This is a genomic window from Gluconobacter albidus, assembly GCF_002005485.1.
Classification (GTDB): Bacteria; Pseudomonadota; Alphaproteobacteria; order Acetobacterales; family Acetobacteraceae; genus Gluconobacter; species Gluconobacter albidus.
In genome coordinates, this window is sequence record NZ_CP014689.1 from 63,478 (window position 1) to 88,402 (window position 24,925).

General features: G+C 61.2%; 20 protein-coding genes. 7 read left to right on the top strand and 13 right to left on the bottom strand.

The genetic code is table 11. The features are described 5' to 3' along the window. Positions 1-10: 10 nt before the first annotated feature. Positions 11-1,270: a sarcosine oxidase subunit beta family protein gene (locus A0U94_RS00285; RefSeq protein ID WP_077802064.1), complete on the bottom strand. Its 1,260-nt coding sequence runs from the start codon at positions 1,268-1,270 to the stop codon at positions 11-13. Positions 1,271-1,350: 80 nt separating this feature from the next. On the opposite strand from A0U94_RS00285, the gene A0U94_RS00290 reads away from it, so the two are divergent. Beyond that, entirely contained in the window at positions 1,351-2,304 is a 954-nt protein-coding gene (locus tag A0U94_RS00290) for a LysR family transcriptional regulator (protein ID WP_244178030.1), read from the top strand. A 13-nt stretch (positions 2,305-2,317) separates the two neighbouring features. Here the strand turns inward: A0U94_RS00290 and A0U94_RS00295 are convergent, their stop codons facing one another. Further along, positions 2,318-3,619, bottom strand: coding sequence for an MFS transporter (locus A0U94_RS00295; RefSeq protein WP_167369327.1), 1,302 nt, complete (start codon positions 3,617-3,619; stop codon positions 2,318-2,320). Positions 3,620-3,720: 101 nt separating this feature from the next. Between A0U94_RS00295 and A0U94_RS00300 the strand changes: the two genes are divergently transcribed. Next, the gene (locus A0U94_RS00300) at positions 3,721-4,419 is read left to right on the top strand and encodes an SDR family NAD(P)-dependent oxidoreductase (RefSeq protein ID WP_077802066.1); all 699 of its coding nucleotides are present in this window, start codon (positions 3,721-3,723) and stop codon (positions 4,417-4,419) included. 16 nt (positions 4,420-4,435) lie between these two features. On the opposite strand, the gene A0U94_RS00305 is transcribed toward A0U94_RS00300, so the two are convergent. From A0U94_RS00305 to A0U94_RS00340, 8 genes are read right to left on the bottom strand one after another with little or no spacing between them, the layout of a single operon-like run. Beyond that, the gene (locus tag A0U94_RS00305; RefSeq protein WP_077802067.1) at positions 4,436-6,103 is read right to left on the bottom strand and encodes a peptide ABC transporter substrate-binding protein; all 1,668 of its coding nucleotides are present in this window, start codon (positions 6,101-6,103) and stop codon (positions 4,436-4,438) included. A gap of 3 nt (positions 6,104-6,106) precedes the next feature. Further along, positions 6,107-7,432, bottom strand: coding sequence for an NAD(P)/FAD-dependent oxidoreductase (locus A0U94_RS00310; RefSeq protein ID WP_077802068.1), 1,326 nt, complete (start codon positions 7,430-7,432; stop codon positions 6,107-6,109). Positions 7,433-7,460: 28 nt separating this feature from the next. Continuing rightward, positions 7,461-8,417: an oligopeptide/dipeptide ABC transporter ATP-binding protein gene (locus A0U94_RS00315; protein ID WP_062108281.1), complete on the bottom strand. Its 957-nt coding sequence runs from the start codon at positions 8,415-8,417 to the stop codon at positions 7,461-7,463. Continuing rightward, a complete protein-coding gene (locus A0U94_RS00320; RefSeq protein ID WP_077802069.1) occupies positions 8,414-9,430 on the bottom strand; it encodes an ABC transporter ATP-binding protein in 1,017 nt (338 codons plus the stop codon). The genes A0U94_RS00315 and A0U94_RS00320 overlap by 4 nt, the downstream gene beginning before the upstream one ends. Then, positions 9,427-10,275, bottom strand: a complete 849-nt coding sequence (locus tag A0U94_RS00325) for an ABC transporter permease (protein WP_077802070.1) — start codon at positions 10,273-10,275, stop codon at positions 9,427-9,429. Before A0U94_RS00325 ends, A0U94_RS00320 begins: the two co-directional genes overlap by 4 nt. Then, on the bottom strand, positions 10,272-11,231 hold the full coding sequence (locus A0U94_RS00330; protein WP_077802071.1) for an ABC transporter permease: 960 nt from the start codon (positions 11,229-11,231) through the stop codon (positions 10,272-10,274). The genes A0U94_RS00325 and A0U94_RS00330 overlap by 4 nt, the downstream gene beginning before the upstream one ends. Then, positions 11,224-12,399, bottom strand: a complete 1,176-nt coding sequence (locus tag A0U94_RS00335) for an NAD(P)/FAD-dependent oxidoreductase (protein ID WP_077802072.1) — start codon at positions 12,397-12,399, stop codon at positions 11,224-11,226. The genes A0U94_RS00330 and A0U94_RS00335 overlap by 8 nt, the downstream gene beginning before the upstream one ends. A 25-nt stretch (positions 12,400-12,424) precedes the next feature. Continuing rightward, positions 12,425-14,833 carry a TonB-dependent receptor plug domain-containing protein gene (locus tag A0U94_RS00340; protein WP_077803748.1) on the bottom strand — a complete coding sequence of 803 codons (2,409 nt, stop codon included), beginning with the start codon at positions 14,831-14,833 and terminating at the stop codon, positions 12,425-12,427. A gap of 210 nt (positions 14,834-15,043) precedes the next feature. Between A0U94_RS00340 and A0U94_RS00345 the strand changes: the two genes are divergently transcribed. Both A0U94_RS00345 and A0U94_RS00350 read left to right on the top strand, forming a co-directional pair. After that, positions 15,044-15,769: a helix-turn-helix domain-containing protein gene (locus A0U94_RS00345; protein WP_158093543.1), complete on the top strand. Its 726-nt coding sequence runs from the start codon at positions 15,044-15,046 to the stop codon at positions 15,767-15,769. 47 nt (positions 15,770-15,816) lie between these two features. Then, entirely contained in the window at positions 15,817-16,743 is a 927-nt protein-coding gene (locus A0U94_RS00350; protein ID WP_062032537.1) for a LysR substrate-binding domain-containing protein, read from the top strand. Between the two features lie 12 nt (positions 16,744-16,755). On the opposite strand, the gene A0U94_RS00355 is transcribed toward A0U94_RS00350, so the two are convergent. Further along, the gene (locus tag A0U94_RS00355) at positions 16,756-17,487 is read right to left on the bottom strand and encodes a class II aldolase and adducin N-terminal domain-containing protein (protein ID WP_077802073.1); all 732 of its coding nucleotides are present in this window, start codon (positions 17,485-17,487) and stop codon (positions 16,756-16,758) included. A 261-nt stretch (positions 17,488-17,748) separates the two neighbouring features. On the opposite strand from A0U94_RS00355, the gene A0U94_RS00360 reads away from it, so the two are divergent. From A0U94_RS00360 to A0U94_RS00370, 3 genes are read left to right on the top strand one after another with little or no spacing between them, the layout of a single operon-like run. Further along, entirely contained in the window at positions 17,749-18,990 is a 1,242-nt protein-coding gene (locus tag A0U94_RS00360) for a flavin-containing monooxygenase (RefSeq protein ID WP_077803749.1), read from the top strand. 15 nt (positions 18,991-19,005) lie between these two features. After that, positions 19,006-20,184, top strand: coding sequence for an acetylornithine deacetylase (argE, locus tag A0U94_RS00365; protein WP_077802074.1), 1,179 nt, complete (start codon positions 19,006-19,008; stop codon positions 20,182-20,184). A 39-nt stretch (positions 20,185-20,223) separates the two neighbouring features. After that, entirely contained in the window at positions 20,224-20,901 is a 678-nt protein-coding gene (locus A0U94_RS00370) for a DUF1028 domain-containing protein (RefSeq protein WP_077802075.1), read from the top strand. Between the two features lie 15 nt (positions 20,902-20,916). On the opposite strand, the gene A0U94_RS00375 is transcribed toward A0U94_RS00370, so the two are convergent. After that, on the bottom strand, positions 20,917-22,530 hold the full coding sequence (locus A0U94_RS00375; protein ID WP_077802076.1) for a GMC family oxidoreductase: 1,614 nt from the start codon (positions 22,528-22,530) through the stop codon (positions 20,917-20,919). Between the two features lie 5 nt (positions 22,531-22,535). Beyond that, positions 22,536-24,893 carry a TonB-dependent receptor gene (locus A0U94_RS00380; protein WP_077802077.1) on the bottom strand — a complete coding sequence of 786 codons (2,358 nt, stop codon included), beginning with the start codon at positions 24,891-24,893 and terminating at the stop codon, positions 22,536-22,538. Positions 24,894-24,925: the final 32 nt, after the last annotated feature.

Consider the following 24,925-nt stretch of genomic DNA (forward strand, 5'->3'; position numbering starts at 1 on the left):
GCCACGCTCCTCAATGCAGGTTGGGCTGCGCGCCCATGCCTTTTTCGTCGATCAGCGCCCCCATGCCGAACCGGTCGAGCCGATAGGCCCGCGCCACCTCATGGGGCTCGTCGCGCGCCAGCAGATGCGCAAAACAAAGTCCGGACGCAGGGGTGGCCTTGAACCCGCCGTAACACCAGCCCGCATTCAGGTAGAGCCCCGCCACGGAGGTCCGATCAATGATCGGGCTGCCATCCATGGACATGTCCATGATGCCCCCCCACTGTCGCAGCAGCCTGACGCGCCCGATACGGGGCATCAGCGCCATGCCGCTTTCCAGCACGTCTTCCACAACAGGCAGATTTCCGCGCTGGGCATAAGAATTGTACCCGTCGATATCCCCGCCAAAAACAAGGCCGCCCTTGTCGGATTGGCTGACGTAAAAATGCCCGGCCCCGAACGTTACGACACAGTCGATGAAAGGCTTCAGCCCCTCGCTCACGAAGGCCTGAAGCACATGGCTTTCAATCGGCAGCCGCAACCCGGCCATCGCCGCCACGCGGGATGAATTTCCCGCACAGGCCAGACCGACCTTCCGCGCCCCCACAAATCCACGCGTCGTCTCCAGCCCCAGAACCCGCCCGTCATGAACCCGGATGCCCGTAACTTCGCAGTTCTCGATGATATCGACCCCCAGCCGGTCGGCAGCCCGTGCATACCCCCACGCAACAGCATCATGCCGGACCGTCCCGCCACGCCGCTGCAAAAGACCGCCCTGAATGGGAAAGCGTGCATTCCCGAAGTCCAGAAACGGCAGTCTGGCCCGCACGGCCTCCCGGTCCAGCAGTTCGGCATCCACCCCGTTGAGGCGCATGGCATTGCCCCGCCGGATGGCAGCATTGCGCTGTGCATCGTTATGCAGAAGGTTGAGAACGCCGCGCTGGCTGACCATCGCGTTGTAATTGAGATCCTGTTCCAGCCCTTCCCAGAGCTTCATGGACTGTTCGTAAAACGGAATATTCCCGGAAAGAAGATAATTGGACCGAACGATCGTCGTGTTGCGCCCGACATTTCCGCCCCCAATCCACCCCTTTTCCACAACGGCAATTCTGGTCAGACCATAACGCCGCGCGAGATAATATGCCGTCGCCAGTCCGTGCCCGCCGCCGCCCACGATGACAATGTCATAGGTTTTTTGCGGAGCCGCCTTGCGCCATGCCGGTTTCCAGCCGCTATGGCCACGGAGCGTTTCGCGCAAAAGGGAGAAAACTGAATAGCGCTCGCCGGACATCTGCACCTTGCTCCAGGGAATAGGGACAGCATAGGGTGAGCATTCCGGACGGTAATATAATTTTTCCTTATGGTATGCCCGTGGCGCCCAGTCTCCCGCCTTTCGACGTCAATGCCCTGAGCGTCTTCCTCGCTGTCTGCGACAAGGGCAGCATGGCAGCAGCCGCGCGCAGTCTGGGGATCACGCAACCCGCCGTCTCGCAAACCATCGCGGATTTCGAAAGCCGGGTTGGCGTGACCCTGTTCGATCGCAGCGTCCGTCCCCTTGCCCTGACCGCCGCCGGAACGGTCCTGCGCCAGTACGCCGGAAATCTCATTTCTGAAATGCATCAGATTTCATGGCGCATGCGCGAAATGCAGAAAGGACGCGTCTCGCATCTCCGGATCGGAATTGTCGACTCCCTGTCCCGCGCCATTCTGAAGGACTTCTCAGCCTTCATGCAGGAGCGGGTGGAACATCTCGTCGTGCTTGCCGGCCTGACGGAGTCCCATGCCGCCGCCCTCCTGACCCGTCAGATCGACTTCATCATTGGCGTCGATGACCTTGAAGACGTTCCCGGCCTGGAACGCTGGCCCCTGTTCGAAGAGCCCTACGTCCTCGTCACCCCCAGCGGAACACCCCCACCCGAAAGCCGCGACAGTCTGGAAACGCTCCTAACAAACGCGCCCTTCGCGCGTTTTTCCCTCCGCTCCAGATCCGGTGCCGAAATCGAACGTTTTTTACGCCGCCTGCGCATTGATGTGGCCCTGGGACAGGAATTCGATCTCCCCTCCGGCGTTCTGGCTGCCTGCCGCAATGGCAGCGTCGCCATCTCCACGCCGCTATGCCTGAACGAAGCGGGCTACGACCCAACAGAAGGACTGTCCGTTCACCCTCTGCCTGTCGGAGGCTTCCACAGACGTCTGACACTCGTGTCGCGTCGGCGGGAATTCGGACGCCTGCCGCTCGAAATGGCCGAAATGCTGCGCCACGCCCTGCTGACGAAAACGGAGCCCGCCCTCAGAAACCTCTTCACGAATATCTACAGGACCTGAGGCTTTTCTCTCTTCACGCGGAGAGATTTTTCCCCTGCGTTTCAGGCGCCCAGATCCCGCAGATCACTGCGCCTGCGAACAAAAGAACGGCAATCGCCTCCAGAGTGGCCGACAGACCATAAGCCGCGATCGCTGCCGGAAAGAGCGCGGTGCTGACTGTCGCGACAAGACGGCTGCTGGACACCATCAGGCTGACCCCCGTCGCCCGCAGATCCGTCGGAAAAACCTCCGGCGGATAGACATAGGTCAGGCAATCTGCCGCCGTGAGAATGAAGCCAAAAGCCGTCAGAAGCGTGAGCGTGATGAAAGGCGGCGGATCAAACAGGCTGATGAGAAAAAGACAGCTCCCCTGAAGGATAAAACTGCCCATCATCAGCGAACGGCGCCTGAAACGGTCAACGATCCATAATCCGATGACGGACCCGCTCACAAGCAGCGCGTCATAGAACAGCCCGCTTCTGAAAGGATCATGCAGCCCCGCCCTGCGCAGGACATCCGGAAGAAAAGCACTCAGGACCAGATAGGGCACATTGTGCAGGACATAGAAAACTGTCGCGCCAAGACTGTGCCGTCCCTGAACTCCGGAGAATAGCAAGACCATGCGCCGCATGACGCCCGTCCTGCCGGAAACGGAGTCTCCAGAACCCCGGGCAGGAAGATCCACGGCACCGAAGTGCCGGTCTGCGATCTTCCGGGCCTCCCCAGAGCGGCGTTGGGATACAAGCCACAGAATGGATTCCGGCATCCCGTAGCGCAGAACCGCAGCACAAAGCGCAGGGACGGCCGCGCTGATGAAAATCATTTTCCACGTCCCCTGCGGCCATGCGAGATGCAGGACATATCCAATGGCGTAAGCGGACGTATATCCACCAACCCACGCCACGCTCAGCCAGCTCATCAGCCTGCCGCGGGATGCCGAGGGGAGGAACTCGCTCACATACAGCTTGCCCGCCACGTAATCCAAACCCAGCAGACACCCGATAATGAATCGCAGGACAAGCAGGCTGGCCAGATCCGAGACAAGCGCATGAAGAAGCGCGAGCACAACAAAAGCCATCATATCGAACGCAAAAGGAATCCTGCGCCCGATCCTGTCGAGAACCGGACTGGCCAGCAGGCTCCCGACCAGAAGCCCGGCCAGAGGCGCGGACGCAACCAGGCCGGTCTGATGCGGACCGAGATGTAATTCCGAAGTCAGACTGGGGAGGGCAGGGCTGATGGAGCCCAGAACATAACCATCCGTAAAAATGCCGCATGCCCCGGCGATCAGGACCCTGAAATGGAATTTCTGAACCGACAGTTCATCAAACAGCATTACATTATCCCGGTCAGTGGCTATCATTTCAGTTTCACATCGAATGCACTGCCCTGTCACTGCTATTTCGGGTCACGCCCTCAGGAAATACGGAGTTCCTCATGAATGAAGCCCCAGCCAGCCGCGTCGTCATGATTTCCGGCGCCAATCGCGGCATTGGAAAAATTCTCTCCGAACAGTTGCGGCAGACAGGCTGGCGCGTCAGCGCCGGCGTGCGCGATATTGCATCCCTGCCGCCCGGTCCCGGCCTTTTCGTGCATGAATTCGATGCGAAACGGCACCAGGAAAAAGACTGGGTCGACGCAACACTAGCCCATTATGGCCGGATCGACGCGCTGATCGCGAATGCCGGCGTCATGATCCCTGCGTCGATTGTCGATATCAGCGACGATGACATGGACACGATGCTGACGGTGAACCTGCGCTCGCCGATCCGGCTCGTGCAGGCGGCATGGCCGTTTCTCAAGGCCTGCAAAAGGGGACGTGTCATCATTTTGGCTTCCCTGTCCGGAAAACGCGTCAAATCGGCGCTCTCCGGCCCCTATGCCATCACCAAGCATGCGGCTGTTGCCCTCGCACACAGCATCAAGAAAACAGGCTGGGCAGACGGAATCCGGGCAACAGCTGTCTGCCCCGGCTTTGTCGCTACCGATATGGCCCGGAGCATCACGTCCAAAGACGATGCTGAGATGACGCAGCCGGACGATATCGCGCGCATGATCCTCGCTGTTCTGGATCTGCCGAACACCGCCAATGTTGCCGAACTGTCAATCAGCTGTTCGGAAGAAGACCTCTACTGAACACGGCCGCGCAGCGTCATGTCCAGTGCCATCCGGACAGGTTCCACAGATTGGAACGGACATTGACGTTGCTCTCATACCCCGCAAGAGTGTCCTTGATGCCTTCGATATTATTGATCTGATAAAAAGGCAGCATCGGCAGATCGTTCCGCAGGATCTGCTGGATCCGCCGATAGCAGCGGATGCGGGCCGTGCGGTCGAATGTTCTGTTTCCTTCCTGAAACAGTCTGTCCACGTCCGGATTGGCGTACTGGAACACATTCTGGCCGCGGCCGCCTTTTGCGGGAGACGCCGTGGACATGAAGAAACTGGAAGCATCCGGATCGGACCCGGTCATGTAGTCCACGGACACAAGCGCACTGTCAAATTCGGAATGGACCCAGTAACGCCCCCACATTACGGCTGCCGGACGGTCTTCGATCCGCATGATGATGCCGATATCAGACAGATACTGCTGGATGATTTCCTGTGCCTGCGTGCGCAGGGCATTGCTTGACGTGGTCGCATTCGTGAATTCCAGCCGAAGCCCGTTACGCGACCGGACCCCATCCCGGTTTTTGCGCCATCCCGCGCGTTCAAGCTTTTCCGCCGCGGCATCCGGGTCAAACCGGTGCGGGGGCAGGTCGGGGTCAAAGAAGGGAGATTCGGCAGGCAGAAAGGATTCCGTCGGAATCTCGATGCCCTGAAAAAGGGTTTTGAGCATGGTCTCCTTGTCGATGGCCTCATAGATCGCCTGACGGACCGCCAGATCCTGAAAACAGGGCCGCCCCATGTTGAAAGCGAGCCCCTCCACAAAAGGCTGGGGGGCCTGAATGATGGTCCGGTTCTGAAGGGTCCTGGCCTGTGGATAGCGGTCCGGAAGAATGCCCTGCATCCCGAGATAGTCGATCTCGCCGGTTTCGAACTGCGTGAACATCACCGTCAGATCGGGAATATAGCGGATGATCGCATCCTCGATCTCCGCTTTGGGGAGATGGTAATGCGGATTGGCCTTCAGGCGGATCTCTTCGGACGGAATCCGCTCTCCCCACCGGAACGGCCCCGAACCGACAGGCGCGCGCGAAAACGCGGACACATCCGTTTTGCCCTTCAGCAGATGCGAGGGCACGATCATCGCGCTTGCAAGCACAGCATGGAACGGCGCGTAGGGTTCACGCATATGCCAGCTCAGCTCAAGAGGTCCGGTCTGCTCGACATGGTCGATCAGGTCGAAGCCGCTTCGGGTATAGGCCGGGAAGGCGGGGTCCCGAAGGGTCTGGAGCGTGAACAGCACGTCGCCTGCCGTAACAGGCTGCCCGTCATGCCAGAGCGCATCGCCCCTCAGCCGGATGCGCCAGGTCCTGCCATCCGGGGAAATGTCCCCGTTTTCAAGAGACGGAATGACCGTCACCAGATCCGGGATGAACGCGCCTTTGGCATTGATCCGCCAGAGCGGGCTGAACAGGTTCATCAGAACCCCGTCATCCACTTCGATATGCGGCAGAAGCGGATGAAAAACGGTCGGCTCCTGGGACAGCCCGACAATGACCTGCCTCTGGCTGGACGGCGCATCGCCCCCCGTCGTAACCGGGACATCGGCGGCCACGGCCTGTCGCGGAGCCAGTGCCGCACGCGTCAGGTGCCCCAGAAACCCGGCCCCAAGGGTCAGGCTCTGGCGGCGGGAAAGCTGAAAAGAGCCTGCCATCCCTCAGAAACCGCCGATCAGCCGGATGGGCGTGCCGTCCGTAAAGCGGGAGAGGCGGAACGGCGTGGGGTCCACCACAGGCGTCGCCCCCGTCACCAGATCGGCGGTGAGCTGCCCGGCCCCCGGACCGATGCCGAACCCGTGCCCCGAATACCCGGTGGAAATGGTCAGTCCGGGCACTGAAGACAGCGTATCAATGACCGGCACGGCATCAGGTACAACGTCGATCAGGCCGCCCCAGTGCTGCAGGACCGGAATATGCCCGACCGAAGGAAAGAACGCCTCCAGCTTCGCCACCATGGAGCGCGTCAGCTTGACGTTGGGACGCGGATCGAGGGTCCGGGTTTTCTCGAAAGCCGTCGGCATGTCGAGGTCCCACCGCGTCGGCGTCAGGAGTTCGGTCAGGAAGCGGTTGTCGAGACGGGGCGAGACAGCCTTGCGCTCGGCGCGGAAGGCCGGAAGATATTGCAGCCCGAGCCTGAACATGTCCGGCACGATCGGCACGCTCAGCCCGACGCTGGGCGCAATATTATAGCCCCCGTCATCGCGTTTACGGAAAGCCACGGAGCCCAGATACGCCGAAACATCCGGAAGTCCCTGAACGGGCGCCGTCCGGCAGACCGAGGACAGGACCTTCATCTGCGGCAGGGACACACCCAGATTGCCGCAGAAAAGCCGGGACCACGCGCCGCCGGCCACGACCACCTGGCTCGTGCGGATATAGCCCAGCTCCGTCACCACACCGCAGATGCGCCCGCCCTCCTTGTCGATGCCGCGCACCGCGCAGTTCTGCACGATGCTCGCCCCCATCTCGCGTGCCGCCAGCGCAATGAGCGGGGCCGCACGCTGCGGCTCGGCCCTGCCATCCGTGGGATTGTAAAGCGCGGACCTGAACGTCCCGACCAGACCGGGAAGGATGGTGCTGATCTCCCGCCCGCTCACCACACGGCTGCCGATCTGATAGGGCTGCGCGTCAGCGACGAATTTCTCGTGCCGCGCCTGATCCGCCGCCGTCTTCGCAACCGACAGCACACCACAGGCGGTAAATCCCGTGTCGATCTTTTTGTCGGAAAATTCCTTCCACAGCCGGAAGCTCTCCATCATCAGCGGCAGCTCGCGCGGATCGCGCCCATTGCGGCGCACCCATCCCCAATTACGGCTGGACTGCTCCCCGCCGACATGCCCCTTCTCGCACAGGACCACCGAAACGCCCCGTCTGGCGAGCGCATAGGCCGTGCTGACACCCACGATCCCGCCGCCGACAATGACGACATCCGCGCTCTCGGGAGGAAGCTGATCGGTGATGATGGCTTTGACTTCAGGTCCCATAACACTTGTCCTTTGCTGTCATGAACATTCAAACACCGCCCAGATGCAGCTCTGTCCGAAGACAGGCCGACTGATGCGCTGGGCCGACCTCGCTGAGGTCCGGCTGCCTGCTGAGACATTCGGACGTCATGTGAGCGCAGAGCGACGCAAAAACGCACCCCTCCGCCGCCCGTGAAACCTGTGAGGGCGCGGGCTCCGGCGGCAGCGGAGCGCCATGCCGGGGGGCCGCCGCGAGAAGCTGCGCCGTATAGGGATGGCGCGGACGGCGGAAGAGATCCGCCGTTCTGGCCACTTCCACCAGCACCCCCCGATACATCACCCCCACCCGGTCGGAGACCACGCCCACAACCGCCAGATCATGCCCGATAAACAGGACGGAAAGCCCCAGCCGGTCCCGCAGGTCCACGAACAGATTGACCACCTGCGCCTGAACACAGACGTCCAGGGCAGACACGGCCTCATCGGCCACCAGAAGCTCCGGCTGCATCAAAAGCGCGCGCGCAATGCTCAGCCGCTGCCTCTGCCCGCCCGAAAACATGGCAGGCGTGCGGTTCAGGATATCGGGCGACATCCCCACGAGCGCGAGCGTCTCGAGAATTTCCTGATCGTTGTCGATCCCGCGCAGCGCCAGTGGCGTCCTGAGAATGCGGCCGATCGTCTGTCGGGGATTCAGCGAGGCCGAAGGGTCCTGAAAGATAAGCTGCATCTTGCGCCGCACAGCCCGCAGACGGGCCTGCGAATAGGCCGTGATATCCGTCCCCGACAGCACAACCTGCCCCGATGTCGCCTCCAGAAGACGCATGGCCATGCGCCCCACGGTCGTCTTCCCCGACCCCGACTCCCCCACAAGCCCCAGGATTTCGCCGCGTCCCACATCGAACGAGACATTCCTGACCGCATGCGTCTCCTTCACCGCGCCGAACAGACCCTTCCGCTGGACATAGGTTTTCGAAAGCCCGCGCACACTCAGAACAGCCGTGGTCATGGTGCAAGCTCCTCCCAGCGGGCACAGCGAACAGTATGGTTTGTCTCTCCGGGTCCTGCGATGGAAACAAGCGGCGGCATGGCAGCCAGACAGACCCCCTCCCGCACATCGTCGCAGCGGCTGGCAAAGCGGCAGGCCGTTCCTCTCTGCCCCGGCGAGGGCACCTGCCCACGCGGCGCTTCGAGATGGCCATATCCCCCCATGACCGCCTCAAGCCGTGGCGCGGCAGACAGCAGCGCCCGGCTGTAGGGCATGGCGGGTCGCCGAAAAAACACCTCCGCCGGAGCATCCTCCACCACCTGACCGGCATAGAGAACGATCACCCGATCGGCGATGGCGGATGCGACGGCCAGATTATGCGTGATGAACACCATGGCCATCCCCGTCTGGTCGCGCAGTCCCTTCAGAAGGCGCAGAACCTGCGCCTGTACCGTGACATCGAGCGCGGTCGTGGGCTCGTCCGCAAACAGCAGATCAGGCTCCGCCGCAATGGCCAGAGCGATCATGACACGCTGCCGCATCCCGCCGGAAAGCCGCTGGGGCAACAGCGTCAGACAGCCTTCCGGATCGACAATCCCGACCTGCTCCAGAAGGGCGATCGCCCGTGCGCGCAGGGCCGGCCCTTTCAGGGGCGTATGGGCCTTCAGAACCTCCCGGATCTGGCTTCCGATCGTCTGAAGAGGGTCCAGACTGGACAGGGGATCCTGAAAGATCATGGAAATCCGCCGTCCCCGCAAAGCCCGCATCTGGCGGGCGGGAAGACCGACAAGTTCGGTGTCCCCCCCGGCCCCCTGCGCGCCCGCCAGACAGGCCGAACCCCGGATGTCCGCATTCTCCAGTAGCCCCATGACCGCCAGGGAGCCGACACTTTTCCCAGACCCGCTCTCGCCAACAAGCGCCACGATCTCACCATGCCCGATCTCGAACGACAGATCGTCCACGATATCCGGGCCGCCGAAACTGACGGTGAGGTTACAAACGCTCAGGAGGGGAGAGGTCGTCTTCCGGGTCATGAGCCGCGCCTCGCTGGATCAATCGCATCCCGCAGCGCATCTCCCAGCAGATTGAACATGACAACCGTCAGAACAATCACCGCACCAGGGATGATGGCAAGCCAGGGATCGGATTCCAGATATTCCTGGGCATTGTTCAGCAGGTTTCCCCAGCTCGCATCAGGCGGCTGGATGCCGTATCCCAGATAACTCACATAGGATTCCAGCAGGATGGCCCGGGCGATGTTGAGCGTCGCGCTGACGATGATGGCCGGAAGGATGTTGGGAAGGATTTCGCGGAACAGAACCTGAGCGTCTCCCGCCCCCATGGCGACCACGGCCGTCACATAATCCTGCTGCCGCACGATACGGGTCTGGGCCTGCGCGACGCGGGCAACTTCCATCCAGCTGACCAGCGTGATGATCCCGATGATCGTCCCGATCCCCGGATGCAGGACGGCCGCAAGCGTCAGCAGCAGAAACACCACCGGAAAACACAAAACGGCGTCAATCACGGTCGTGATCAGGAAGCGCGACAGACCGGCATGATACCCGGCAACGATCCCCACCGTCGTACCGATCAGGGTGCTGATCGCGGTCGAAACCACCCCGACCAGAAGCGAAACCCGCCCCCCCATCAGAACCCGGCTCAGAACATCCCGCCCTATTTCATCCGTCCCAAGAAGATGCCCGTCGCCCAGCGGCGGGAGGAAACGATGATAGAGATCGACATGCAGCTCCCCGAAAGGCAGAAGCCACGGGCCAATCGCGCACAGCACGATAGTGGCAGGCACATAGAACGCAGGCACCATTCCGCGCGGATGGGACAGCAGGCGTCGCAGAACCGAAGGAAGCCGCATCGTCATGCCCTCAGCCTCGGATCGGCCGCATGATGCACCAGTTCCGCCAGCGTGCTGCTGAGCAGAACAAGAATGGCGCTGAACATCAGAACACCCATGACAACAGGATAGTCGCGGTACTGAAGACTATCGAGGAACAGACGCCCGATACCCGGCCAGCTGAACACCGTCTCCGTGACAAGCGCGCCGCTGAGCAGCGTCGGCAGATAGATCCCCGCCACCGGAATCATGGGCAGGAGCGCGCCCCGCAACAGGCGGTGCACGATGATGCGACCGGAAGACAGACCCAGGGCGCGTGCCGTCCGGATCTGGTCCTGCTTCAGGATTTCTCCGGCGAATGTGCGCATGTAACGGCTCCAGACGGGCACGGAAACCAGCCCGAGCGTCAGCGCCGGAAGCGCAAGATGCCTGAGATATCCGACCACAGACCGATCCCCCGGACTGCTGACATTCCCCGTCGGAAACCAGTGCAGGCGCACGGAAAAAACATAGATGAACACCAGCCCGAGCCAGAAGGTCGGAAGCGAGAACAGCACGATGGACACAACGGACGTCACATCGTCCAGAACCCGCCCGGACCGCAAAGCCCCCAGCAGCCCCATGCCCACCCCGAGCGTGAACGAGATCATCAGCGCCGCCAGCCCGAGTTCCACGGTCGCGGCCAGATGCGAGACAATGATGCCCAGAACCGGAGCCTGATCCCGGAAAGAGCGCCCCCAGTCGCCCGTCATGATACCGTACAGCCAGTGCAGGTACTGCCGCCACAAAGGCTGGTCGAGCCCCATGCCATGCGCGATCTGCGCAAGCCGCTCCGCCGTCATGCCGGGCGCGAGCGTGAACTGTGAGAGGGGATCACCCGGCGCGAGATGCAGCAGCACGAACCCCGCTATCGAGACCAGAAGCAGCAGCAGGAGTTTCAACCCGCCCAGCCGCAGGACATACAGGATGTTGCCACTACCCATGAAGCGTCACGGGAGCGCTGGAGAGCCCGGCCGGAGCGGAAAAACGGCTGAACGCAAAGGCGGAAATATCCACTGCAGACACCTCGCCCTGAACAAGGGCGGCCATGATCTTTCCGGTGAGGGGCCCCAGACAGAACCCGTGCCCGGAAAATCCCCGCGCCATGACCAGCCCTTCCACGCCCGGAACATGGTCCAGAACCGGCAGCGCATCCGGGGTCTGATCGACAAGACCGCACCAGTACGCGTCGATCTCCGCGTCCCGAACGGCAGGGACGACATCCCCAAAGCTCTGAAGGGTTTCAAGCAGGCTGCCGACAGTCGGGACAACGACCGGCCTGCCACGCTCTTCGCGCATCAGGCCGTCCCAGATTTTGATCCCGCTCGTAAAGCGGAACGCCCCATCCAGCTGCTGCCGCCCGGCACAGGCCGCATCGGAATTGCAGGCACTCGCAACGGACAGAACCTGCGAGAGCAGGGGCGGGAGGGGCCGTGTCCGCACAACCGTCACGTTCCTCACATCGACCGGAAGGGCGCAGCCGAACGGCGCCAGAAGGTCGTTGCCGCGAATGCCCGTCGCCAGCACGACACCGCCCGTCGGAATACTTCGCGAGGCCGTGCGCACGCCACAGATGCGGCCGTTCCGCGTCTCCAAAGACAGCACAGCCTCACCAAAAAGGGTCTCAACGCCCAGCCGCCGGGCTGCGGTGACATAGGCATTCACCGTGGCGTCCGGGTCCGCATGTCCGTCCGTCGGGCACCATGTCGCACCGGCAATCGCGGGAGACAGGGCGGGGGCGATATCGCGAACGGCCTGTGCGTCCGAAAGAACCTCAACAAACAGGCCCGCCGCCTGACCCTCCTTCGCAATGACCTGCAAGGCAGGCAGATCTTCGGGGATCAGACCAATCCTGAGATTACCCTTCTGGGTATAGCCGGTGGACGCTTCAAGCGCCTCATCCAGCCCCTGCCAGATTTTCACCGCTTCCATGGCCAGCGGCAGTTCGGCAGGATGACGCCCCGACTGCCGGACCCCGGCCAGCGTCCATCCGCTGGCCATGGAGGCCGGTCCGTACTGATCCACAAGGGTGACGGACCGGCCGGCTTTCGCAAGTTCCCAGGCCGTGGCCGCGCCACTGATTCCACATCCGATGACAACAACATCCGGCATTCGGCTTCTCCCGCCTGTAAAGACGTTATTTCATGCTGTAGTTGATTTGGAAGAAGTAGTATCCGCCATTGAATCCGATCTGCTGGACATCGAAATTATAACGCTGCACTCCAAGGTAATTCGTGTTCTTCGGCACGATGGGCTGCTTGGCATTGAAAAGATTGTTGGCCCCCAGCGAGAGGCGCCATTGCGGCGAAACCTGGTAGCCTACGAGAATGTTCGTCTGCTGGTTCGCCCCGTTGTTGAAGGGAAGATAGACCGTGTTGGAATAGGCATAGGGGCCGGTCACATACTGCTGTTGCGAAACCACGTTGCCGTAATGGATTTCATGGATCGCGACCGACCATTTGCCCTTGCGCCATGTCCCGCCGATGATTTCCTTGCTGTGCGGCGTGTAGCTCGTGAGGAACCCGCGATAGAGCGCATTCAGCAGGGAATTTCCGTTTCCGTCCGTGGCCGTGCGGGTGATGACCGGGTCGTTGAGATTGATCGCAACATCCCAGTTGACGGTGCCAAACCTTCCGAAAGGCGTTTCGTAATTGGCGCTGATGTCCATACCGCGTGTGCGGGTATTGGCCGTATTGGCGAAATACTGTGCCGTCACATCCTCGGGGATCAACCCGCCCGGCAGGCCGAACCCACCGGCTTCCAGCGCATCAATGGCTGTCTGACCATTATAGACGCCTCCCAGCGTGATGCGGTTACGCAGGGAAATCTGATAGACATCCACACTGATATGCATGCGCGGAAGCGGATTGATCACGATCCCGGCGGAATAGTTCATGGACCGCTCGGGCCGCAGAGGACGCGAGCCCAGAAGTCGCGCAGCGGCTGAGGAAACGGGCAGAATTCCCGAAGCGCCAGTGGGGGAGACCCCCATGTTGGAATAATGCTCCTCGGCCAGCGTCGGAGCGCGGAACCCGTTGCTGATCGTCCCGCGCAGGCCGAACATCGGATTGATGTCGTAACGCATCGACGCCTTGCCGGTCTCGGTATTGCCGACATCCGTATAGTGCTCGACGCGCCCGGCAAGATCGAGCTGCCACCCCTTCATCAACTGTGTGGACAGATCCATATATCCCGCCGTTACGTCGCGGAAATTCTTGGACGCCGACATGGGGGAGAGACCATCATCGGCGGAAGGACCACCACCGTAATAAGACGCCGGCTCACCCGCACCCACCTGGTAGGTGTCGTAACGGTACTGCGCGCCCAGTGCGAAATTCAGCGGCCCCGCCAGAAGCGGAACATCGAAGCCGCGACGAATGCCCGCATCGGTCGTCCACTGTGTGTCATTGAAGGTCATCATGGGATAAAAACGGGTCGGCGTATGACCTGTCGCCTTGTACAGATCGGGATTGACCGTATCGAACATGCCGACATCGGCCACGTTGCCGCCATAGGTCGTGCTGACATCCCAGTCCCAGCCGACGAACTTGCCCTTGAAACCGCCAGTGAAGCTGTAATCGTTCTGCGCCAGCGTGATCTGAGGCGAAAATCCGTTGGGATAGACTTCGGGCAGAACGGTCGGCAGACGATAGTTCTGGTAGCTTTCCCCGTTGACGTGCCCAAAGGACGCGAAGGAATAAGCCTGAATATTATCGGTAATATGATAGCCCATATTATAGGAAAGCGTCTCGCGCATCTGACGCGGATTGCCCATGATATGGTTGTCGTAATCGCCCGTACGGTTGTCCCTGCCGCCACGGTCGGTGTGGTCCATGTATTTGTATTCGGCGCTCAGATCAAAGAAACCTCGTCCTTTTCCAAGGTCGGTGCCCCAGTTGAAAGATTCCCCTGACGTAAATCCGTCGCCCGCATAGTAACCGCCATTGATGGCCTGCGCCGTCAGGGCATGTGCGGAATGCTTGAGGATGATGTTGACCACACCCGCAATCGCATCGGACCCATACTGCGCTGCCGCACCATCCTGAAGAATTTCGATGTGATCCACCGCGGAGACGGGGATCATGTCGATATCGACCGGGATCGAACCCTGCTGCGGCCCGGTATAGTCGGTCATCACCGACGTCGTATGACGGCGCTTGCCATTGACCAGAACCAGCGTCTGGTTGGGCGTCAGGCCCCGAAGCTGTATCGCATCCGTCATGTTCGAATTGCCGATATTCATGTTCGAACGCGTCATGGACGGCGCCATCTGGATCAGCGCATCCCGCAGATCGGCCTGTCCCGTCTGCTGCAACTGTTTCGCTGAAATCACGACGATGGGGCTGATGCTCTTCTGGGCAGTCTGATGCGGATCACGCGTACCCGTTACAATGACCTGCTCATCCTCCTTGCTGGCAACCTCAACGGGCTTGCGCGCCGTTTTGAGAACCGAGGTCTTCGTGGTTCTGGTCGCCGGGGTCTCCGTCGTGGCCGGAGATGGGGCTGCGGCTGAAAATTCAGGCAGAATTCCTGCAAGACCGGTCATCAGAAGCGCCATCTTACGCGTTGTAAGAAGACGTTTTTTATCTATGCCGGGACCACAACACACTGACCTCATTGAACTTCCCTTTCGCGGAGTTCCTGATGCCTTCAGGAATTTCTCATAACGATTCCGATACGAGATTGTTGAAATAGACTGACAGAATCAATCGTCTTGGATTAATCTTTCAAAGAATTCCAAATGGTGGAACGGCAGATGCGAAACGAATCGAAAAACGCAGTTCGCAAGGCAGCCTGTATCCTGAAAGCGCTGTCCTCTTCCGGTATAAGCGGGGAGGAACTGGGAAATCTGGCCACACTCTGCGAACTTCCAAAAGCCACCACACACCGGCTTCTGGCCTCCCTGATGCAGGAACATCTCGTCACCCGCGTCCCACAGACGAGACGTTATATTCTCGCTCCAGCCGGACAGTTTCACCTGACGGAGACACAGTTCCACCTGATCCACAGTCGCCGTCTGCGCCGCGTCATTGCGGGACTGCCCCTGCGGGAAAACGACGCCGCTTTCCTTCTCGCCCGCTCCAACGACTGCGCGATCTGCATCGACGCTTATTTTGGGGACGAAATAATACCCTCTCTGACACAGGGTGTGGGCGGCCGGGTGCCACTGGGTTTCGGCCCCGGTGCCACCATGATCCTGGCCGGCTGCCCTGACGAAACCATCAACGGCGTCCTGCAGAAAAAAAGACCAAGGCGTCACTCCGAAATCCTGCTTGAAAATATCGCCCGCGCCAGAAGTGCCGGATACACGACGGATCAGGGCACCCTCATCAGCGGTGTCGGAGGCGTCGCGGTGTCGATCCCCCAGAGCAGCGTCGAGACGACGGGGCTGGTTCTGGGCGTGGCTTTCTCCATCAAGGGTCACCCGCCGGGCATTTGTGACAGTCTGGGAAAAATCCTTCTGGATGCGGTCCAGTCCTGACGATATTCCGGTTATGCGTCCCGCACCGGATGCGTTATGCTGCCTTCATGCGTTATACACTCCGCCAGTTAGAGTATTTTGTCGCCGCCGGAGAGGCAGGCTCGATCCGGCATGCGTCCGAGCGCCTCTCGATTTCGCAGCCGTCCATCTCGACGGCGATTTCCCATCTGGAACTCGAACTGAACGTCCAGCTCTTCATCCGCCACCACGCACAGGGCCTGTCCCTGACATCCGTGGGGCAGATCCTGATGGAAGAAGCCAAGCGCGTTCTGGGAATGGCTGAAAATCTCTATTCCCTGGCTGCGGAAACCACGGATCAGGTGAGGGGAACGCTCTCGGTCGGATCAATGGTCACGCTCGCGCCCATGATCATGCCTGAACTCGTCCACAGCTTCTGTACGCGCTACCCCGCCGCCGAAATCCGGCAGGTGGCGTCCAATCACGAATGGCTGGCCGAAAAACTCAAACAGGCTGAAATCGACATCGCCATTACCTACGACCTTCATCTCCCTACCGGGATCGAGTTCGTCCCTCTGGCGAGCCTTCCGCCCCATGTCCTCGTCAGCGAAAACCATCATCTGGCGCAGCGTTCGTCCGTGGATCTGGCCGAGCTTGCCGCCGAGCCGATGATCTTCCTCGACCTCCCCCTTAGCAGGCAGTATTTCAACGCCCTCTATCACCATGAGGGCCTGCAACCCAATATCTACGCCCGCTCCGCCGAACAGGAAGTGGTGCGGACCATGGTCGCCAACGGCTACGGCTATACGCTGGCAAATGTCCGCCCCTGTTCCGACATGGCCCTCGACGGCAAGAAGGTCGTCCGCGTGCGGCTGTCAGGCGATCACCGCCCGATGGTCATTGGCATGGCAACATGGCAGGGCGTCCGCAAATCGCGCCTGCTGGACCTTTTCGTCCATCACTGCCGTTCCTCGATTTCCGACACGGCAATCCCCGGCATGAAACCCCTGACCTAGACCCGGCCCCGATTACTCGGCGTAATCGGGTTCTTCACGATCGAGGATAAGCTTCATTTCCTCGAAATGCCTGATGGAAAAATCCCGGATCTTTTCCCAGTCCTGCGCCGTTCTTTCCGCCACGTCGTCCGACAGGACGGAAAGTTCACGTCCCGTGGAATAGGCGGTCACGAGAATCTGGCACGCGCGTTCGATCGTGTACATGTCGTCAAACGCCTCTCCAACCGTTTCCGCAACGATCAGCACGCCGTGATTGCCCATCATCAGCCGTGTTCTGTCTTTCAGAAGAGATGTCAGGCGCGCGCCTTCCGCCTCGCTGTCTGCCATGCCTCCATACTGGGTGTCCACGGCAACCCGGTTGAAATACCGGGCCGTATTCTGGTCGATCGGTAAAATCCTGGGGTCGCGCAGCGTGGAGATCGTCGTGCTGTAGACCGGATGCAAGTGCATCGCGACCTGTGCCGCCGGATTAAGACGATGCAACTGTCCGTGGATCGCCCATGCCGTCGGGTCCAGATCGCAGGACGCCAGACTGTCGGCATCGTTCGTATCGACCAGGATCAGATCGCTCGCCCGGATCCGCGAGAAATGTCGCCATTTCGGGTTGATGAGAAACCGCGAGCCGTCCGGCGAAACCGACATGCTGAAATGGTTTGCGACGGCCTCATGCATGCCAAGCCGGCCCGCAAGACGGAAGGCGGCAGCAAGATCAATCCGTGCTTTTTTCTCGTCATGCGCGGTCATGAAGGCGGTCCCTGAGCAAGATGGTCTGAAATATCGGTCTTCCTGATCTTCTAGAGAGTCGCCGATGGACGGCAAAGACGGATTTATCAAATTCATCCCCCCGTTTTTCCGATGCAGCACGCAGGAAAACTCTTAGGAAAAGACTAAGCAACGATAATCAATTCGATTGTTTCTCGAGGCATATCGTTTCCATAAAACAACGGAGAGGTCTTCCTGAGTTGTGGAAGAATTCTTCTGTCAGTCCAGTAGGAAATGTCCAGCATGACAACGGAAAACGTCGATACCCTCATCATTGGCGCGGGCCAGGCCGGCGTGGCGATGAGCGAACACCTGGGCAAAAGAGGGGTGCCACATCTCGCCGTGGAACGCGGAAACATTGCCCAGAGATGGCGTGCCGAACGCTGGGATTCCCTTGTTGCCAACGGCCCCGCCTGGCACGACCGTTTTCCGAACCGGACATTCGACAAAACAGCCCCCGACGGCTTTGCCCCACGTGCCCAGATTGTCGACTATTTCGAATCCTACGCGACCCAGATCAACATGCCCATTCGCTGCGGCGTCGAAATACGCCATCTCCGAAAATCCCCGGACGGCATCGGATTTGAAGCGCAAACGGCAGACGGCACCATCAGGGCACAGAATGTTGTGGTTGCGACAGGGCCGTTCCAGAAACCATCCTTCCCCGACATCATTCCCGCCGAGTTCGATGTGCTTCAGATGCACTCGAACAGCTACAAAAATCCGCAGCAGATTGCCGATGGCGGTGTTCTGGTCATCGGGGCCGGCTCGTCCGGTGCGCAGATAGCAGACGAACTGCGGGCTTCGGGGCGGGACGTCTGGCTGTCCGTTGGTCCTCATGACCGTCCGCCCCGCCGCTACCGCGGCCGCGATTTCGTCTGGTGGCTCGGCGTTCTGGGATTGTGGGACATGAAAGTCCCCAGCCCCGATACGGAACACGTCACCATCGCCGTCAGCGGCGCTCATGGCGGCCACACCGTCGATTTTCGTGACCTCGCCGCCAGCGGCATGACCCTGCTGGGCCGGACCGAGAGTTTCGAGAACGGCTGCCTGCATTTCGCTCAGGATCTCCGGAAAAATATCGAAGGCGGCGACGCCAACTACCTGTCGATGCTCGACGCCGCAGATGCCTATGTCACGGCAAACGGGCTGGACCTCCCCGAAGAGCCCGAAGCCCGCAACATCGGCGCCCTCCCGGCGTGCGCCACAGACCCGATCCTGAGCCTCGATCTGAAAGCAGCCGGGATCAAAACCGTCATCTGGGCCACCGGCTACAAGTTCGATTTCAGCTGGATCGACATCGACGTCCTCGATGCCCGTGGCGCCCCCCGCCACGACCGTGGCGTCTCCGTTGTGCCGGGCCTCTATTTCCTGGGGCTGGCCTGGCTGTCGCGGCGCGCTTCTCCGTTCATCTGGGGCGTCTGGCACGATGCGGACTATCTCGGAGAGCATATCGCAGACCGCCGCCTGGCTCTGGCAGGCTGACGGCGGAGGCGCCCGGTGTCCGTTTCCGAAATCGAGAGCATCCTCTCGTCGCTCGTCGGCTTTCCCAGCGTCTGCGGGCTGCCGAACGGAGACATCATAGACTGGATCGAGGCGCATCTTCTGGCCTCTGGCGCGCGGGTGCGCTGCATCCCCGGAGACACCTCCAACGGTGTTCCGGGGCGCTACAGCCTGTTCGCCACAATTGGCCCAAAGACGGCAGGCGGCATCGTCCTGTCCGCCCATGCGGACGTGGTGCCGGTCACCGGCCAGAGCTGGTCGTCGGACCCGTTCGTCCTCACACGGCGCGAAGACCGGCTGTATGGCCGGGGCAGCAGCGACATGAAAGGCTTCCTGGCCTGTATGCTGAACCTCGCCCGCAAGGCTGGCGCGGAGGGTGCGCCGCCGCTCAAACGCCCGCTTTACCTCGCCATTTCCCATGACGAAGAGCTCGGCTGCCTCGGGGTCCGCTCTCTGATCGCAGGCATCCGCGAAGACGGCGAATTCGACGATCAGGGTGCGCTCGGCTGCATCGTGGGCGAGCCGACGGGCATGCAGGTCGCGCTCGCCCATAAAGGGAAAATCGCGTTCGAAATCATCTGCCACGGACAGGCTGCCCATTCCGCAAACCCGTTCCTTGGCAAAAGCGCCATCACCCTCGCAGGCGACATGGTCGCGGCGCTCTCGCGGTTGCAGGACCATATCCGCCAGACCGAACGGCACGACACACGCTTTGGCGTTCCGTTCTCCACCGTGCAGGCAGGCCTGATTTCCGGTGGAGCGGCGCTGAACATCGTCCCGGACCTGTGTACGATCACAGCCGAACTGCGCCTTCTGCCCGGCTATGAAGGCGCGCCCTATCTGGCCTGGCTGGAAGACGCCGCCCGTCAGGCCACGGAAAAACTCGGCGGCGGCGAGATCGAACTGCGGATCACGAATGCCTATCCCGGCCTGAACGCCACCGCATCGAGCGACATCTGCTCTCTTGCCCTGCACGAAGCCGGGCAAAATCAGGTCAGCGTTATTGATTTCGGCACTGAAGCCGGGCTTCTGGGGGAACAGCTTGGACTGGACTGCATCGTCTGCGGCCCCGGTTCCATCGCGCGCGCCCACAAGGCGGACGAATACATTACCCTGCCCGAACTTGCCGACGCAGAACGCTTCCTTGACGGGGTGCTCGACCATCTCAGACGATAAGCGGCCCAGACGCCGCGCGTTTCATGAAAGACACCGCCCATGACCTTTTCCATTGTCGCCCGCTGTGAACGCACCGGCCAGTTCGGGATGGCGGTTTCGTCGTCCTCTCCCGCCGTGGCCAGCCGCTGCGCCTTCGCCAGAGCCGGTGTCGGCGTCGTCGCCACCCAGAACATCACCGATCCCCGCCTCGGTCCCGCCGGGCTGGACCTGCTGGAGCGGGGCGCAACGGCAGCGGAATGCCGGGACATTCTGGTCCGCGGCAACGCTTTTGCGGCGTTCCGACAGCTCGTCGTCCTCGACCGCATCGGCAGCACCGCACTCTGGGCCGGAGAGCAGGTTCTGGGCTGTCACGCCGAGATTGCCGGAACCAATGTCGCCGCCGCAGGCAACATGCTGGCCAGCACGAACGTCCCGGCTCTCATGAAGGACGCCTTCAACGCCTCCAGCCCGTCGCTGGAGCTGGCCGAACGGCTGATCCTCGCCATGGAAGCCGGTCTCGCAGCAGGCGGAGAAGCCGGTCCGGTCCACTCCGCCGGGCTGATCGTCGTGGAAGAGCAGAGCTGGCCGCTGGTGGACCTGCGTGTGGACTGGAGCGACGCCCCGCTCGTCGATCTGCGGAGCCTGTGGACGCTCTGGCAGCCCCAGATGCGCGACTACGTCACACGCGGCCTCAACCCGCTTTCCGCACCTTCATACGGTGTGCCGGGGGACCGTTAAGGCCCCCCATTTTTCTCAGGCGACGTCCTGCAGAATCATCCGCGCCGCCTTCGCCCCGATCATCATGCTCGGGGCGCTGGTGTTGCCGCTGATGAGCGTCGGCATGATCGACGCATCCGCCACCCGCAGCCCCGAAATCCCGCGTACCGTCAGGCGCGGCGTCACAACCGCATCGTCATCCACGCCCATGCGGCATGTCCCGGCGGGATGAAAGACCGTGGCTGCACTCCGCCGCAGATACTCCAGGATCTGGGCGTTGTCCGCCACGGCCTCGCCGGGCGCGACTTCCGTGCCACGGGTTCCGTCAAAGGCCCCCTGCGCCAGAATGTGCCGCGCGGCGCGGATGCCTTCGCACAGAACGTCCAGATCGTGCGGGTCTGATGCGAAACTGAAATCAATGACCGGCTGGTTTGAGCCATCCGTTGCCAGCCGGATGCTGCCCCGGCTTTTGGGCCGCAGAACACAGGTATGGATCGCGATCCCATGCCCCCATTCAAACAGCCGCCCGCGCGGACTGCGATAGCCGGGCACGAAATGAAACTGGATATCCGGCACGCCATCGCGGGCAAGGGACGTGCGCGCAAATCCCCCGGCTTCGACATAATTCGTGGTCAGCCACCCCTTGCGCCCGAACAGGAACCGGAGCGGAGACATCAGCACGGACGGCAGCGACCGGCCGGAAAATCCCAGCGTCCGATGATCGTTCGAGCGCACCGTGACCAGCCCGTCCAGATGATCCTGAAGGTTCTGGCCCACGCCCGGCAGGTGATGCACCGGCGAAATCCCCGCCGCGATCAGATCCGCGCTGCGCCCGATCCCGGACGCCATCAGGATCTGCGGAGAGCCGATCGCCCCCGCACACAGCACGATTTCCCGCTCCGCCCGCAGCAGTCGGGCCGTGCCGTCCTGAACGACCACGACGCCCCGCGCCACCCGGTCCTCGATCACCAGATTGCGGACCTGAACGCCCGACATCAGGCTGAAATTCGGCCGCTTCAGGATCGGATGAACAAACGCCCGATACGCACTCAGCCGATAGCCGTTGCGCTGGGTCACGTCATACAGGCCCACGCCTTCCAGCGTCGCACCGTTGAAATCGGTATTCTCCGGCAACCCCGCGCTGACACCGGCCTGAACGAAACGTCGCGACAGCGGATTGACGTCGCGCGGCGTCGTGACATCCAGCTCGCCCCTGAAGCCGTGATACGCCGGATCAAGCTGCCGGTGACAGTGTTCGAGGTCCCGGAACTCGCGCAGAACGTCGTCCCATCCCCAGCCCGTACAGCCCAGAGCCTGCCAGTGATCGTAATCCGTGCGGTCGCCCCGGATATAGATCATGCTGTTGAGCGTGGTGGACCCGCCCAGCGCCTTGCCACGCGGCACATGAATGCGCCGCCCCGCCAGATGCTCCTGCGGGGTTGAGTGGAACTGATAGGCGAAGCGCCGGCTTTTGTAGAGCGTTATCGTCCCCGCCGGAACGCGGATTCTCGGCGTATGGTCGCCGCCCCCCGCCTCCACGAGACAGACGCTGAAACGCCCGTCAGCACTGAGACGGTTGGCAACCACGCATCCCGCAGAACCAGCGCCCACGACGATGAAATCGAAAGAGCGGGACAGATCGTTCTGCATGATCCTCAGAACCCTGTGGAAACGGTCGCAAGACAGGCAAAGGACGGCGCCACGTAATAGCTGGACGTCCCCGCAACCGGCCCCGTGCTGTAAACGCCCGACAGGTAGTGGCTGTCGCCCAGATTGACGATGTTCAGGCGGATGCTCGGCTTCTTGAAAAACCCGATGTCATGCGTGCGCGCACCCAGCATCATATCCACCTGCTTGTGGCCCGGAATGCGCTCGTCATTCATGAACGTGCCGTATTCCTTGTCGACATATTTCATCGACACGCTGCCGAAGAACGTGCCGTCATCGTACTGAACGCCAATCGCCGCCATCCAGCGCGGCGCGGAGGTCGCGATCTTGCCCTTCGTGGCATAGGTCACGCCGCCCATCGTGATGTTGTTGTCGTTGGTCGCATAAAGATATTCCGCCGACACATACGGAGAGAAGTGATGCCAGGGCGTAAAGCCCAGTTCCGCATCCACACCCCGCGACGTCATTCCACCCGCATCGAGGAAGTACGGAACGGCATTGATGTACTGGTTGATGGCGTGGTGAACGAAGTTGTAGTTGAACAGCGTCACCGACCCCATGACCCAGTTGTTGTGATACCGCGCGCCCAGTTCCTCGGCGATGCTGTATTCGTCCTTCAGATGCGTGTTCGCCGTCTGGTAAAGGCTCGCATCATACGGGCTGTTATACTGGTTGTAGAACGCAGACCCCATCGGCACGCGGAAGCTCGTCGTCGCATTGGCGAAAAGCTGGATGTTGTCATTCACCTTGTAGCTGATCGACATGCGCGGCAGCGGCTCGGCCGAGTTGTAGCCGACGGCATACTGCGGACCGGGCTGCTGGAGCGTCCCGTTACGCGCGGTCATGACTTCCTTGAACCCGACATTGATATGCAGCCGGTCATTGAGCAGCCGCACCTCGTCCCCGACATACAGCCCTACCATCTGCGTGATCGTATGATACCGCCAGCCATTCAGAACGGTCCCGTCCGTCAGCTTGAGCAGGGAGCTTGAAACATTCCCCGCTTCATCCAGCCCGGAGAACGGCTCGCTCACATTCATGTCGCTGTACCCGTACCACGCACCAGCCACCAGATGATTGATGCCGGAATCGTAATGCAGGGCCGCATTCAGCCCGGTATAGCTCTCGCGTCCATACCAGTCCCATTTCGCGGCGACATTGCCATCCTGGGAATAGGTGTTGCCCGCAAGCTGGCCATTGATGGGCTGCGTGCCGTCATAATAGGTGCCACTCGTCGGGATCGTATAGACGCCCAGCGGGTAATTGCCCGACCCGTGATAGAAATAGGGCGTAATATCCAGCGAAAGCTTGTGCGTCAGCGCGAGATGGGACTGGCTGCTCAGGAAATAATCCGTCCAGTTCGTCTGGAACCCCTTGTAATAATTGGAATCGCCAAACTTGTAGGTGCCGTCCAGATTGATCCCGCCGCCAAGCCCGCTCTTGTTCCAGGCAGCCAGAGAAGGCGTGCTGTACCAGGCCGTGTTCTCGTTGTTATACGTGAAAGACAGGGACGTATAGCTCTCCGGCGCCCAGTCCTTGATCGCCTTGAAATCCATATGCCGGCGCAGGTTCCGCCCCGGCCCACGCCAGGCCCGGCTGGTCAGGTTCGAAAACGACGCAAACGCCCGCAGCCCCGTATGCCCGATCTCCCCGGTATCATACCGCAGAAACTGCCGGTTCATCTGATGCGACCCATAGCTCACATCCACCTGTCCCGAACGCGTATATTCCGGGTTGCGGATCCGCACATTCATCGTACCACCCGCAGAATAAACGGTCGGAATTTCAATATCCGGCGCGCCCTGCTGAAGCTGGACACTCTCCATGTTCTCGCTGTCCACCCATTCCGACGAGTTCGGGGTGTAATTGTCCGGGTCGTTCATCGGCGCGCCTTCGAAGATATAGCCGATTTCCTGCTGGTTGAGGCCGCGGACGCTGACGGAGGACTGGTCGGTGACGCCGAAGGGGTCTCCCATGGCGACGTTGGCGCCGGGGGAGAGGGTGACGAGGGCCAGGGTGTTGGAGGCCGGGGACTGTTTGGCGATGAATTCGTGCGACACGGTGCTGACGGAGCGGGCTGCGGTTTCGCGTTTGATCAGGCCGCCGCCCGGTCTGTGGCGGCTGACGGAGACGTTGATCGTTTCTCCGGGGCCGGTGTTGTCCACGGCAGTGCGTTTTGGGCGCGTCGGGGCTGGGGCGGGCGTTGCAGCATGGGGCTGGGTGCTATGGGCGGGGATGTGGTGTTTTCCCGGGGCCGCAAAGGCTGTTTTCGTGCCTCCTCCCAGCAGGAGAATTGTCGAGGAGAGAAGCAAACAATGGCGTGAAAACAGGGATTTCGTCTGCATGGCGGTACCTCGGCATGAATGGCCCGTGCGGC

Coding starts and splice junctions, on each gene's coding strand:
- A0U94_RS00285 (WP_077802064.1), bottom strand. CDS start 1,270: ATGTCCGGCGAGCGCTATTCAGTTTTCTCCCTTTTGCGCGAAACGCTC.
- A0U94_RS00295 (WP_167369327.1), bottom strand. CDS start 3,619: ATGCTGTTTGATGAACTGTCGGTTCAGAAATTCCATTTCAGGGTCCTG.
- A0U94_RS00300 (WP_077802066.1), top strand. CDS start 3,721: ATGAATGAAGCCCCAGCCAGCCGCGTCGTCATGATTTCCGGCGCCAAT.
- A0U94_RS00305 (WP_077802067.1), bottom strand. CDS start 6,103: ATGGCAGGCTCTTTTCAGCTTTCCCGCCGCCAGAGCCTGACCCTTGGG.
- A0U94_RS00310 (WP_077802068.1), bottom strand. CDS start 7,432: ATGGGACCTGAAGTCAAAGCCATCATCACCGATCAGCTTCCTCCCGAG.
- A0U94_RS00315 (WP_062108281.1), bottom strand. CDS start 8,417: ATGACCACGGCTGTTCTGAGTGTGCGCGGGCTTTCGAAAACCTATGTC.
- A0U94_RS00320 (WP_077802069.1), bottom strand. CDS start 9,430: ATGACCCGGAAGACGACCTCTCCCCTCCTGAGCGTTTGTAACCTCACC.
- A0U94_RS00325 (WP_077802070.1), bottom strand. CDS start 10,275: ATGACGATGCGGCTTCCTTCGGTTCTGCGACGCCTGCTGTCCCATCCG.
- A0U94_RS00330 (WP_077802071.1), bottom strand. CDS start 11,231: ATGGGTAGTGGCAACATCCTGTATGTCCTGCGGCTGGGCGGGTTGAAA.
- A0U94_RS00335 (WP_077802072.1), bottom strand. CDS start 12,399: ATGCCGGATGTTGTTGTCATCGGATGTGGAATCAGTGGCGCGGCCACG.
- A0U94_RS00340 (WP_077803748.1), bottom strand. CDS start 14,833: ATGACCGGTCTTGCAGGAATTCTGCCTGAATTTTCAGCCGCAGCCCCA.
- A0U94_RS00345 (WP_158093543.1), top strand. CDS start 15,044: ATGCGAAACGAATCGAAAAACGCAGTTCGCAAGGCAGCCTGTATCCTG.
- A0U94_RS00350 (WP_062032537.1), top strand. CDS start 15,817: ATGCGTTATACACTCCGCCAGTTAGAGTATTTTGTCGCCGCCGGAGAG.
- A0U94_RS00355 (WP_077802073.1), bottom strand. CDS start 17,487: ATGACCGCGCATGACGAGAAAAAAGCACGGATTGATCTTGCTGCCGCC.
- A0U94_RS00360 (WP_077803749.1), top strand. CDS start 17,749: ATGACAACGGAAAACGTCGATACCCTCATCATTGGCGCGGGCCAGGCC.
- A0U94_RS00370 (WP_077802075.1), top strand. CDS start 20,224: ATGACCTTTTCCATTGTCGCCCGCTGTGAACGCACCGGCCAGTTCGGG.
- A0U94_RS00375 (WP_077802076.1), bottom strand. CDS start 22,530: ATGCAGAACGATCTGTCCCGCTCTTTCGATTTCATCGTCGTGGGCGCT.
- A0U94_RS00380 (WP_077802077.1), bottom strand. CDS start 24,893: ATGCAGACGAAATCCCTGTTTTCACGCCATTGTTTGCTTCTCTCCTCG.